The organism is Micromonospora haikouensis (assembly GCF_000876225.1).
GTDB classification, from domain to species: Bacteria; Actinomycetota; Actinomycetes; order Mycobacteriales; family Micromonosporaceae; genus Micromonospora; species Micromonospora haikouensis.
Genome location: NZ_JXSX01000001.1, coordinates 192089 through 204807 on the forward strand (window position 1 = coordinate 192089; position 12719 = coordinate 204807).

The following is a 12719-nucleotide window of genomic DNA, read 5'->3' on the forward strand; positions in this document are numbered from 1 at the left end:
CGACTCAGACGGCCCCACCCTGATGACCTACCTCGAGTGGCTACGCCGCCGGTGGTGGATCCTCGTGGTGGCCGCGCTGCTCGGCGCGGGCGCCGGCATGCTGGTCAGCCAGGTGCAGACCCGCACCTACGTGTCGACCACGTCGCTGCTGGTCCGCCAGGTCGGCCCGGACGCCAACCCCGGGGCCAAGGTCAACCTCGACACCGAGGCGCAGGTCGTCCGCTCCCTGGTGGTCGCCGAGCGGGCCCAGGCCCTGCTGAAGACCGACCTCCCCGCCGAGGATCTGGTCCGGTCGCTGTCGGTGACGGTGCCGCCGAACAGCCAGGTGCTCCAGATCGCGTTCGAGGCGGCCAGCCCCGAGGCGGCGCAGGCGGGCTCGCACTCCTTCGCCCAGGCTTACCTTGACCTGCGGCTGGCCACGGCCACCCGGTCCCTGGAGAACGAGACCACCGCGCTCAAGCAGCAGATCACCGAGACCAACAAGCAGCTCGCCGCCGTCGCCGGCAAGATCGCCGCCGCGCCGCCGAACTCGGTGGAGCGCGCCCGCGCCGAGGCCGACCGCAACGTGCTGACCAACCAGCTGGCCAGCCTCAACAGCCGGCTGAGCCCGCTGCTGAGCACCGCCCTCGACCCCGGCGAGATCATCTCCGACGCGCCGCTGCCCCGGAAGCCCAGCTCCCCGAACACGACCCTCAACCTGGCCAGCGGCCTCGGCGCGGGTCTGCTCTTCGGCATCGTGGTCGCCCTGGTGCTGGACCGGCTCGACACCCGCGTGCGGCGCGGCCGGGACGTCGCCGACCGGCTCGGCGTGCCGATGCTGCTGGAGCTGCCGACCGGCCAGGCCGGGCTGACCATCCTGCCGGCGGGGCACGAGGTCTCCCGCGAGCTGGGCCGGCTGCGCAACGTGCTGCTGTCGACCATGCCCGAGCCGCAGCCCGGCCGGGGCCGCCAGCTGCTGCTCACCGACACCTCGCCCGGCCCGGCGGCCGGCTTCGTCGTCGGCAACCTCGCCGCCGCGTACGCCCGCACCGGCGCGCAGGTCGCGGTGGTGACGACCAAGCGGGACTCCCCGCTGCCCACGATGCTCGGCGGGATCAAGCCCCGGCACACCCTCGCCGACGTGCTGCGCCACGACGTGTCGGCGCTGACCGCGCTGACCCCGGCCCCCGGCCTCGGCCAGTTGCGGGTGCTGTTCCCCGGTGCCCTCGACACCGAGGTGGAGCTGCCCGTCGCCATGATGCTGGAGGTCCTCGGCGAGCTGGCCGCCCGCTTCGACCACGTGCTGATCGAGACGGCCCAGCCGACGGCGGCGGTGGAGGCGCAGGCGCTGGCCCGGCACGTCGACGGGGTGATCCTCGTGATCGAGGGCGGGCAGACCCGCAGCAGCGAGATCACCGCCGCGATCCACCAGTTCGAGCAGGTCGACGCGCCGGTGCTCGGCGCGGTGCTGGCCCCCCGGCTGGCCGAGCGCGTCCCGGCCCCGCCCGCGGCCCCGGCGGCGCGGCGCGACGGCCCGCCGTCGCCCCGCCCACGGCCCAACCCGGCGGTGCCGTCGCAGGCCGGCCCGCCCAACATCGAGTCCACGATGATCCTGCCCCGCCCCGCCACCAGCAACCGGGACACCCGCCCGTCGGGCGGCGGCCGGGACGCCCGCCCCTCGGCCGGCGGCCGGGACGCTCATCCGCCGGCCGGCCCGCAGGCCTCCGCCAGGCCGCCGACGCCGCCCCCGGCGGTCCAGGGCCCGCCGCCCGTCCCGCCGAAGCCGGTTCCGCCGGCCCGGCCGACGACGCAGCCGAAGCCCCCGGGCAAGTCCACCGTCTACCGGTCGTCGCGGGACTCCGACGGTGTCGACCCGGGTCGATACTCGATGGCCCTCGACCCGGTCGAGGACAGGGAGTGAACCGCCGGCGCGCCCTGGGCAGCACGCTCTCGGTGGCGCTGGTCGCCGCGTTCGGCGCGGGCTGCGCCGAGGAGCAGCCGCCCGGGGCCACCAACGTGGTCGACCCGGGCTCACCGGCCCCCCGGCCCACCCCGACCCCGAGCCTGCCGACCGCGCCGCTGTCGGGCAAGCCGGTCGCCGAGGAGGTCGCGGGCCGCCAGGCGGTGGTGGTGCCGGTGCGGGTGACGCCCGGCACGAGCCCCGTCGGGCTGGCCGAGGCCGACGTGGTCTACCAGGAGTTCGCCGAGTCGGAGAGCCTGCACCTGACGGCGGTCTACCAGTCCCGGGACGCCGCGAAGGTGGGCCCGGTCGCGGAGATCCGCCCCGTGGACATCCGTACCGTCGGCGTGCTGCACCCCTTCGTCGGCTACGCGGGCGGGCCGACCGGCTTCCTCAACCAGTTCGCCGCCGCCGAGCTGAAGGGCGTCACCCCGACGCAGCGCGAGGGGGCGTTCCCGTCGGGTCAGGCGTCGACCGCCGCGCTGCGGGCGGCGGCCCCGAAGGGCGGCGCCGCGCCGACCCCCGTCCTCGACCACGCCACCCCGGGCGCGCCGCTTGCCAGCCAGGGCGTCGCCCCGGCCGGCAAGCTGACGATCGCCGCCCCTGGGCACCCCACGCAGACCTGGGCGTACGACGCGGCCAGCGCGTCGTGGCGGGGCAGGGTCGGCAAGGTCACCGTGAGCGTCGCCTCGGTGGTGGTGCTCACGATGGAATACCGCACGCTCACCGTGCGTAAGCCCAGCCCCCGCTCGCTGCCCGGGGCGAACGTCTACGGCTCCGGGGCGGCGCTGGTGGTCTCCGGCCCGTCCAGCGCCAAGGCGCAGTGGAGCAAGCCGGGGCAGAAGCTGGTCTGCAACGTCACCGACGAGGGCGGCTTCCAGGTCCGGCCGCAGCCCGGCCCGGCCTGGGTGATCTACGCCCCGAAGACCGCCAAGGTCAGCGTGACATGACCATGGCCGCCCCGCTCCGGCCGGCACCGGGACCCGAGCCGGCACCGGCGGGACGGCGTCCGGCCGGCCCGCCGCAGCACCCCGCGCAGCACCCGCCGGAGCCGGCCCGGCGCTGGTCGCTGCGGCTGCCCGTCGCCTGGCCGGTGACCGCGCTCTTCGTGCTCTACCCGGTGTGGTGGGCGCTGGGCCTGCCCTCGTTCATCTTCGCCATCCTCGCCATCCCGATGGCGTTCCAGCTCTACCGGCGCGGCAACGTGAAGGTGCCGCCGGGCTTCGGGATCTGGCTGATCCTGCTGGCCTGGGTGGTGCTCTCGGGGCTGATGCTCGGCATCACCGCACCCAACACGCTCCCCCCGAGCGGCTCCGGCCGATTCATCGGCTGGGGCATCCGGGTGATGAACTACACCGCCCTGACGGTGACGATGCTCTACGTCCTCAACCTCAGCGAGCGGGAGCTGCCCCGGGGCCGGTTGGTGAAGCTGTTCGGCTTCATGGCCGTGGTCACCGTCATCGGCGGGTACGTCGGCGCGCTGTTCCCGCAGCTCAAGTTCGTCGCGCCGCTCAACTACATCCTGCCCGCCGCCATCGCCAAGGAACCGTTCGTCAACCGGCTGATGCACGTCGAGGTCGCCCAGGTGCAGGAGGTGCTCGCCGGGGAAGCCAGTTCGCCCCGCCCGGCCGCCCCCTTCGAATACACCAACACCTGGGGCGAGAACATGGCGATCCTGCTGATCTGGTTCATCGTCGGCTGGGTGGTCCTCGGCCGGGGGCCGCGCCGGCTCACCGGCTACCTCGTGGTGGTCGCCGCCGTCTTCCCGATCGTCTACTCGCTCAACCGGGGGCTGTGGATCGGGCTGGTGGTCGGCGCGGTGTACGTCGCGGTGCGGCTGGCGCTGCGCGGCCGGGTCGTGGTGCTGGTCGGGCTGGCGCTGGCGAGCGGGCTGATGGGGGTGGCGGTGCTGGCGTCCCCGCTGGGCGACCTGCTCAACGAGCGGATGGCCAACGGCCACAGCGACGACATCCGGGCCACCCTGTCCAGCGGCGCGGTCGAGGCGGCCAACCATTCGCCGGTGCTCGGTTACGGGGGCAACCGCGCCCTGATCGGCAGCAACCGGTCGATCGCGATCGGCAAGTCGGCCGAGTGCAAGCAGTGCGGCAACCGGGAGCTGGGCAGCAACGGGCAGGTGTGGAACCTGCTGACCGGCCAGGGCTGGGTGGGCGCGTTCTGCTACAGCGCGTTCTTCCTGTGGTGCCTGTGGCGGTTCCGCCACGACAACACCCCGATCGGCATCGCCGGCAGCCTGGTGCTGATCCTGATGCTGTTCTTCCAGTTCCTCTACGGCTCGTTGAACACCACCCTGGCGTACGGGCTGATCAGCGTGGCGCTGCTCGCCCGCAACGACCTGCACCTGCGCGCCGAGCGCCGCGAGGCCCGGCTCGCCGCCGTCGAGGCCGCGTCCGCGCCGGCCACGCCGGGTGCCCGGCCCGAACGGCGGTTCCGCTGATGCTCACCCCTCCCCCCGGCGCCGACGCGCGCGGCGCGTACCTGCCGGAGCTGGCCGGTCTGGTCTGGCCGGCACCGGCGCGACCGGCGCTGCGGCGCGGCGGCCGGGCCGGGTTCGCGGTGGTGCCGTCGGCCGCGCGGCCCCGGCTGCTGGTGCCGGCCGGCTCCCGACGGGCGGCGGCCGGCGCGGTGCGGCACTCCACGGAGGCGCAGAGCGCGAAGGCCCGGCTGCGCCGCGCGGTGCTGGCCACCGCGTTCCGCACCGGGCTGGGCCGGCTCGCGTTCCGGGACCGGCTGGTCGTCGACGCGGGCGGCAACGCGGGCGATTCGGGCGGCGGCGCGCTCGACGCGCACCTGGCCGCCGTGCTGGGCCGCCCGGCGCTGCTGAGCATCCACATCGGGCCGGCGCGGGCCAACCGCAAGCCGGTGGTCCAGCTCCTCGACGCCGCCGGCGTCCCGATCGGGTACGCGAAGCTCGGCGTCGACCCGCTCACCCGGGCCCTGGTCGAGGCGGAGGCGGCGGCGCTGGCCCGGCTGGCGACGCTCGCCGTGCCCGGCGTGCAGGTGGCCGAGGTGCTGCACCACGGCGTGTGGGGCGGGCACGCGCTGCTGGTGCAGAGCGCCCTGCCGGTGGGGCTGCCCCGGGCCGCGCCCGCGCCGGCCGCCGAGGCGGAGCGGGCCGCCATGGTCGCGGTGAGCCGCTGCGTCGGCGTGGACCACCGCCCGTACGCGGGCAGCGCCCACGACCGGCGGCTCGGGGCCGAGCTGGCGGCGCTGGGGGACCGGCCGGAGGCGGCCCGGCTGCGCGCGGTGCTGGACGAGGTGCGCCGCGTCGACCCGGTGCTGGGCCTGGGGGCCTGGCACGGCGACTGGAACGGCGGCAACAGCGCCGCCCTGGCCGACGGCCGGGTGCTGGTGTGGGACTGGGAGCGGTTCGCCGACGACGTGCCGCTGGGGTTCGACGCCCTGCACCGGCGGGTGCAGACGGCGATCACCCGGGCCGGGGTGGAGCCCCGGGCGGCGGCGGCGCGGCTGATCGCCGGGGCGACCGACGACCTGACCCCGTTCGGCCAGCCGGCCGGGGTCGCCGACCTGGTGGCCGTGCTCTACCTGGTCGAGCTGGCGGCGCGCTACCTGCGCGACCGGCAGGCCGAGGCGGGGGCGCGGCTGGGACACGTGGACGCCTGGCTGCTGCCGGCGGTGGAGGAACACCTGGCCGGACGGCCGGGTGCGGGAGGAGTGGCGAAGTGACGCTGGTCAAGGCACAGGCGCGGCGCGCGGTGCGGTCGGTGAGCCGGACGTACGGCCGGTGGACCGCCGGGTCGCGGCTCGCCCCCGACTTCCTCATCGTGGGTGCCCAGCGCTGCGGCACGACCTCGCTGTTCAAGACCCTGTCGCAGCATCCGGCGGTGCTGCCGGCGGTCTACCACAAGGGCGTGCACTACTTCGACACCGGCTACGACCGGGGGATGGACTGGTATCTCGGGCACTTCCCGACGGTGCGCCGGGCCGAGGCGGTCCGCGCGCAGGTCGGGGTGCGCGGGGTGACCGGCGAGTCGAGCCCGTACTACATGTTCCACCCGCTCGCGGGGGAGCGGATCGCGAAGGACCTGCCGGGGGTGCGGCTGCTGGTGCTGCTGCGCGACCCGGTGGAGCGGGCGTACTCGGCGCACACCCACGAGGCGGCGCGGGGCTTCGAGTCGGAGGGCTTCGAGCGGGCCCTGGAACTGGAGCAGGAGCGGATCGCCGGGGAGCGGGAGCGGCTGCTCGCCGACCCGACGGCGCACAGCCACCACTTCCAGCACAACGCGTACCTGACCCGGGGCCAGTACGTGGAGCAGCTCGAACGCCTTGAGTCGATCTTCGGTCGGGACCGGCTGCACGTGATCGACGCGGACGACTTCTTCGCCGAGCCCCGGCCGGCGTTCGACGCGGTGTGCGACTTCCTTGGCCTGCCGCACTGGGCGGACATCTCGTTCGGCAAGCACAACGCGCGGTCCCGCTCGCCCATGGATCCGGCGCTGCGGACCCGCCTGGAGGAGCACTTCGCCCCGTACGACGAGCGGTTGAGCACCTGGTGGGGACGCGTGCCGTCGTGGCGACGGTAGCCCCGGCCCGGTCGGCCGCCGGCGAGCTGGGCGGCGCGGCGCGGCACGGGGTCGCGAACCTGCTCGGGGTGGCGGTCGCGGCGGTCGCCGGGTTCGGCCTGAACATCATCGTCACCCGCGGCTGGTCCATGTCCGACGCGGGCCTCTTCTTCGCCGCCACCAGCGCTTTCATGATCGCGTACGCGGCGGCGCGGCTGGGCACCGGCGTCGGCTCGGTCTACTTCATCAGCCGCTACCGCACGCTGGGCCAGCCGGAGCGGCTGCGCGCGTCGGTGCTGGTGGGGCTGCTGCCGGTGCTGGGGGTCGGCACGCTGATCGCGGTGGCCGGCTGGTGGGCGGCCCCCCGGATCGTGGCGCTGACGTTCGACGAGCCGGTGCCCGGTGCGGTGCGCGCGCTGCGGGTGCTGCTGGTCTTCGTGCCGGTGGCCGCGCTGTGCGACTTCGCCCTGGCCGCCTGCCGGGGCTTCGGCAAGATGCGCCCGCTGCTGCTGATCGAACGCCTCGGCCGCACGGGGTTGCAGGTGGCCGGGGTGGGGCTCGCCGCCCTCCTCGGCCTCTCGGCGACGACGGCGCTGCCGCTGGCCTGGGTCGCGCCCTACCTGCCGGCCGGCCTGGTCGCCACGGTGTGGCTGGCCCGGCTGGTGCGGCGCGCGGAGCGGGGCGCGCAGGTGCCGGCGGTGTCGCTGCGCGAGGAGTTCGGGCCGTACTGGCGCTACAGCGGGCCCCGGGCGCTCAGCGGGCTGGCCCAGATGGCGGTGCAGCGGCTCGACATCGTGCTGCTGGGCGCGCTGCGCGGGCTGTCCGAGGCGGCGCTCTACACGGCGGCCACCCGGTTCCTCGCCCTCGGGCAGCTCTCCGGGCAGGCGCTGTCCACCGCCGTGCAGCATCGGCTGGCCGAGCACCTGGTGCGCGACGACCGGGACGCGGCGGGCCGGCTCTACCAGGCCGCGACGGGCTGGCTGGTGCTGCTGGCCTGGCCGGCGTACCTGCTGTTCGCGGTGTTCGCCGAGCCGATGCTGCACCTGTTCGGCGAGGGATACTCCGCCGGGGCGCGGGTGACCGTGTTCCTGGCCCTGACGATGCTGGTGGCCACCGGCTGCGGCATGGTCGACACGGTGCTCAACATGGCCGGGCGCACGTCCTGGACGTTCTACAACGCGCTGGCCGGCACCCTGGTCAACGTGGTGCTGAACGTGCTGCTCATCCCGCGCTTCGGCATCATGGGGGCGGCGGTCGCCTGGTCGGCGTCCATCCTGATCACCAACCTGGTGCCGCTGGCGCAGCTGCACCACGCGTACCGGCTGCACCCGTTCGGGCGGGGCACGCTCGCCGCCGCCGGCCTCGCGGTGGCGTGCTTCGGCGTGCCGGCGTTGATCGCCCGCGCGGTGCTCGACTCCGGGCCGGTCACCCTCGCGGTGCTCGCGGTGCTCGGCACCGCCGGGTATCTCGCCGGTGCGTGGCGGCTGCGGCGGGTGCTCCAGCTCGACGCGTTGCGGGCCCTGCGCCGGGGCCGCCGACGCTGAGGCCCGGCGCGGGTCTCACAGCCACGGAAACGACCGCCGCCGGGCACGTCGGCGGCATGGGGAAGGTGCGGCAGACGATGAAGCGGTTCCACAGGGCGGCGGCGTTCCTGCTCGCCTCGGCGCTGGCCGTCACGGCCTGCTCCGAGCAGGCCCCGGACTTCGTGCCGCCCCCGTCCAGCGCCGCGCCGACGGTGTCCCCCCGCACGACGGACGACCTGGCCACCACGGGCCGGGGCCCGGAGCTGCCCGAGAAGGGCGCGTGGCTGGGCGCGTGGGTGAAGCCGGACTGGCAGACCCCGGAGGGGCGGGTCGAGGCGCTCGCCGCGTTCGCCGCACAGACCCAGGGCAACGTGAACCTGGCGCACATGTTCCACGAGTGGGAGGACGACTTCCCCGGCCCCACCGAGCACGCCTTCCAGGCCGCCGGGAAGCTCCAGATGATCTCCTGGTCCGGCGCGGACACCCGGTCGATCCGCGACGGCGTCTACGACCAGCTCATCCGGCAGCGGGCCGAGAAGATCAAGCAGTTCGGGGTGCCGCTGCTGCTGCGCTGGCGGTGGGAGATGGACCGGCCCAACCTGCAACAGAGCATCCACTCGCCCGAGGACTACGTGGCGGCCTGGAAGCGCATCCGGGGCATCTTCACCGAGGTCGGCGCGACCAACGCCGGCTTCGTCTGGTGCCCGCACGTGCAGGGGTTCGTCGACTCCTCCCGTGACGCCGCCGCATACTATCCGGGCGACGACCAGGTCGACTGGCTCTGCACGGACGTCTACCCGGGCAAGGGGTTCGAGGGGTTCGCCCCGCAGATGGACAAGTTCATGGCGTTCGCCGCCCAGCACCCGCGTCCGATTGTGATCGGCGAGTTCGGCGTGACCTACCCGGGCTCGCCGGGGCAGCGCGGCGCGTGGCTGCGCGAGGCCGGCGACTACATCAAGCGGCACCCGCAGATCAAGGCGGTCGTCTACTTCGCCGCGAAGCAGACCAAGCCCGCGTACGACAGCACCTTCAACGACGACCCGGACGGGCTGGCCGCGTTCCGGGAACTGACGGCCGACCCGTGGTTCTCCGCGCCGCCGCCCCCCACCCCGGCGCACGGCCCACGAACCCAGTGACCTCGTCTTTTCGTCCGGCGAGACCGGCTGTCCCGGCAACGGCCGACGCGTTGTCGGCCACAAGACGCAACCCGGGGTAGACGCCGCGCCTTCCGTGCGCAATTGTGTCATCGAGCTTTCCGTCCCCCGGTCGCCGCGTCAGCGCCCGGCGGTCACCGAACGGGTTCGCCCGCTCGCACGGAGGCACCTCACATCGATCTCCGCCGTTCATCCGGAGTTGCCCGTGGCCCGTTTCCCGGCGCTTGGTCGCCGACCTCTCGCGGTCCTGACCGCCGCCGCCCTGACCGTTTCCGGCATCCTCGTCGCCGGCCCGGCCCCCGCGGCGCCCGACCACACCACCGTGGTCGGCGCGGTCCCCTCCGCCCTCACCCCGAACATCGTGGACGGCACCGTCTTCGCCATCCACGACGCCGGCAGCAAGGTCATCGTCGGCGGCTCGTTCACGCAGGTGAAGAACCGCAACTCGGACGTCACGATCGCCCGCAACTACGTGCTGGCCTTCGACAAGACCACCGGCCAGGTGGACACCGCGTTCGCCCCGGTGGTCGACAACGAGGTCAGCGACATCCTCGCGGGCCCGACCGCCGGCACCGTCTACCTCGCCGGCAAGTTCAACACCGTCAACGGCACCAACCGCCGCAAGCTGGCCCTGCTCAACCTCGCCGACGGCAGCGTGGTCACCAGCTTCCCCAACCTGGCCTTCAACGGCCTGGTCAACGACGTCGTCAAGGTCGGCAGCCGGCTGCTCGTCGGCGGCATCTTCACCACCGCCGCCACGAAGCCGCGCAACGGCCTCGCCTCGCTCGACGCCGTCACCGGCGTGGTGGACGACTACCTCACCACCTCGCTGACCGAGCACCACAACTACGACGGGGTCAGCGGCGCGAACGCCGGCATCGGGCCCGAGAAGCTGGCCGTCTCGCCCGACGGCACCCAGCTCGTGGTGATCGGCAACTTCAAGAAGGCCGACGGGGTGCTGCACGACCAGGTGGTCCGGATCAACCTGGGCGCGTCCGCCGCCACCGTGTCGTCGTGGAACACCAACCGGTTCGAGCCGCGCTGCGCCTACAAGTCGTTCGACTCGTACGTGCGGGACGTCAGCTTCTCCCCCGACGGCAGCTACTTCGTCATCGTCAGCACGGGCGCCCCGTACGCGGGGACGCTCTGCGACGCGGCGGCCCGCTTCGAGACGTCGTCCACCGGCACGTCGGTCCAGCCGACCTGGGTCGCCTACACCGGCGGCGACACGTTCCTCTCCGTGGGCATCACCGAGCAGGCGATCTACGTCGGCGGCCACTTCCGCTGGCTCAACAACACCTCCGCCACCAACTCGGCGTACCCGGGCGCGGTGGCCCGGCCCAGCATCGCCGCGCTCGACCCGCTCAACGGCCTGCCGCTGTCGTGGAACCCGGGCCGGCACCCGCGCGGCTACGGCGTGGCAAAGCTGCTGGTCACCCCGGAGGGCATCTGGCTGGGCTCCGACCAGGAGTACATCGGCAACTTCCAGTACCGCCGGGGGCGGATCGCGTTCTTCCCGCTCAGCGGCGGGGCCGCCCCGCACTCCACCGCCACCGCCTCCCTGCCGGGCAAGGTCTACCTGGCCGGGTTCAGCAGCGGCTCGGTCAACGCGGTGCAGAGCCGGACGTACGACGGGACGAGCGCGATCGGCGCGGCCACGGCCGTCGCCAACCCCGACGGCACCACCTGGTCGTCGGCGAAGAGCGCCTTCTGGGTCGGCGGCACCCTGTTCTACGGGATGAGCGGCGCGCTGTGGCGGCGCACGTTCGACGGCACCACCTTCGGCACCCCGACGAAGGTCGACCCGTACCACGACGAGCTGTGGGACACGGTGGTGACCGGTTCCGGGTCGGAGGGCCAGACGTACGCCGGCAACACGGTGAGCTTCTACCCGGAGATCGCCAACGTGACCGGCATGTTCTACACCAAGGGCCGGCTCTACTACACGCTCAACGGGCAGAGCGGCCTGTACTGGCGCTGGTTCAACCCGGACAGCGGCACCGTCGGGGCGGACAAGTTCACCGCGGCCACGACCGGCTTCGCCGACTCGGCCGGGGTCTTCGTCTCCGGTGACCGGATCTACCTGGTCAGCCGGCTCCTGGGCAACCTGTCGTCGGCCAGCTGGGTCAACGGCGCGCCGTCGGGCAGCTGGACGGTGCGCAGCAACCGCCTCGTCAACGGCATCGACTGGCGGGCCAAGGCGGTCTTCGTCGGGCCGTGACCCGAGCACGACGCCAGCGGTGACGAGCCGGGGCCGTACGGGGCATCGCCCTGACGGCCCCGGCTCGCTACTGTCGTGACGTGCCCACCGAGCCTCTCCGCTGCGCCGGCGCGCTGATCGTCGACGACGACGGCCGCCTCTTCTTCCAGCGCCGGTCCCCGCAGCGAGTCCTCTTCCCCGACACCTGGGACATCGTCGGCGGCCACCTGGAGCCGGGCGAGGAGATCGAGGACACGCTGCGCCGGGAGGTCACCGAGGAGACGGGCTGGACGGTGTCGCACATCCTCGGCACGGTCGGCGAATACCGGTGGACCGGCAACGACGGCCTGGCCCGCATCGAGAGCGACTTCCTCGTCCGGGTCGACGGCGACCTGACCCGTCCCCGGCTGGAGGAGGGCAAGCACACCGAGTTCCGCTGGCTGACCGAGCGGGACCTGGCCGTGCTGGACGAACACCGCGACGTCAACGACGGGCTGATCCGGCGGATCGCCGAGGACGGCTTCGCGGCGCTGCGCTCGATCGGTCTGTGAGCGACGACGTCGAGCTTCCGCCGCACCGGTTCGCCGGGCTGGTCGCCCCGGCAGTCGACCGGGTCTTCGCCGCCGGCATCCTCGCCGGGCGGGACGGGGGCGGCGCGGAGCTCAGCCAGCGGTACGGCGGGCCGGCGGCCACCGGTTTCCTCGTCGAGTTCCGCACCCGGCTGGCCGCGCCGGGCGGGACGGTCGACCCGGCGGGCTTCGCCGCGGTCACCCGGTACCGGGACCCGGCGTCCTGCCAGCGGGCGCTGGACAAGCAGGTCGCGTACGGGATGCTGCACCGCCGCCCCGACGGCTGCCTCTGCGCCACCGAGCGCGGCCTCGCCTTCCTGGCGGAGCTGTTCCAGGTGCACGCCGAGGTGACCGAGGAACTGTGGGCCGGGCACGACGAGCGGGTGCTCCGGCTGGTCGAGACCCTCGGCCGGCTGCTGGCGCACGCGCTGGTCAGCGCCGAGGAGGAGACCGACGTGCTGGGCGACGCGTTCGCGGTGACCGCGCCGCCGTACGAGCCGGACGGCACCGCCCCGGGGGTGCTGCTGCTCAACCGGCTGGGCACGCTGCGCTACCACCGGGCCGACGCGCACGCCGCGGCCTGGACGGCGGCGGGGCACACCGCGCTGAGCGTCAGCGAGCTGCCGGCGGGCCCGGAGCGGCTGGCCATCGAGCTGGAGACGGACCGCCGGGCGGCCGGCCCGTACGCGGCGCTGACCGCCGAGGAGCGGCTGACGATGCTGGCGGACCTGGCCGCCCTGCCGGGCTGACGCCCCGGTTGGCGGTGGGCGGGGTCGGCCCCGGCGCTATCCTC

General features: G+C 74.2%; 10 protein-coding genes. All 10 read left to right on the top strand.

Annotated features, from left to right (window positions below; translation table 11 throughout):
- Window positions 1–22 precede the first annotated feature (22 nt).
- On the top strand, window positions 23–1900 hold the full coding sequence (locus tag TK50_RS00820) for a lipopolysaccharide biosynthesis protein (protein WP_229405750.1): 1878 nt from the start codon (window positions 23–25) through the stop codon (window positions 1898–1900).
- On the top strand, window positions 1897–2889 hold the full coding sequence (locus TK50_RS00825; RefSeq protein WP_043960865.1) for a DUF3048 domain-containing protein: 993 nt from the start codon (window positions 1897–1899) through the stop codon (window positions 2887–2889). Before TK50_RS00820 ends, TK50_RS00825 begins: the two co-directional genes overlap by 4 nt.
- Window positions 2886–4394 (top strand): O-antigen ligase family protein, encoded by a 1509-nt coding sequence (locus TK50_RS00830; RefSeq protein WP_144420113.1) that lies wholly within the window; start codon window positions 2886–2888, stop codon window positions 4392–4394. The genes TK50_RS00825 and TK50_RS00830 overlap by 4 nt, the downstream gene beginning before the upstream one ends.
- Window positions 4394–5644, top strand: a complete 1251-nt coding sequence (locus TK50_RS00835) for a hypothetical protein (protein ID WP_229405749.1) — start codon at window positions 4394–4396, stop codon at window positions 5642–5644. The genes TK50_RS00830 and TK50_RS00835 overlap by 1 nt, the downstream gene beginning before the upstream one ends.
- On the top strand, window positions 5641–6501 hold the full coding sequence (locus tag TK50_RS00840; protein WP_043960866.1) for a sulfotransferase domain-containing protein: 861 nt from the start codon (window positions 5641–5643) through the stop codon (window positions 6499–6501). The genes TK50_RS00835 and TK50_RS00840 overlap by 4 nt, the downstream gene beginning before the upstream one ends.
- Window positions 6489–8024: a lipopolysaccharide biosynthesis protein gene (locus TK50_RS00845; RefSeq protein WP_241773891.1), complete on the top strand. Its 1536-nt coding sequence runs from the start codon at window positions 6489–6491 to the stop codon at window positions 8022–8024. Before TK50_RS00840 ends, TK50_RS00845 begins: the two co-directional genes overlap by 13 nt.
- Window positions 8025–8101: 77 nt before the next feature.
- On the top strand, window positions 8102–9139 hold the full coding sequence (locus tag TK50_RS00850) for a glycoside hydrolase family 26 protein (protein ID WP_043963587.1): 1038 nt from the start codon (window positions 8102–8104) through the stop codon (window positions 9137–9139).
- 223 nt (window positions 9140–9362) lie between these two features.
- Window positions 9363–11378: a delta-60 repeat domain-containing protein gene (locus tag TK50_RS00855; protein WP_052503560.1), complete on the top strand. Its 2016-nt coding sequence runs from the start codon at window positions 9363–9365 to the stop codon at window positions 11376–11378.
- 80 nt (window positions 11379–11458) lie between these two features.
- Window positions 11459–11908 carry an NUDIX hydrolase gene (locus TK50_RS00860; RefSeq protein ID WP_043960867.1) on the top strand — a complete coding sequence of 150 codons (450 nt, stop codon included), beginning with the start codon at window positions 11459–11461 and terminating at the stop codon, window positions 11906–11908.
- The gene (locus tag TK50_RS00865) at window positions 11905–12675 is read left to right on the top strand and encodes a hypothetical protein (RefSeq protein WP_043960868.1); all 771 of its coding nucleotides are present in this window, start codon (window positions 11905–11907) and stop codon (window positions 12673–12675) included. Before TK50_RS00860 ends, TK50_RS00865 begins: the two co-directional genes overlap by 4 nt.
- The last annotated feature ends 44 nt before the right edge of the window (window positions 12676–12719 follow it).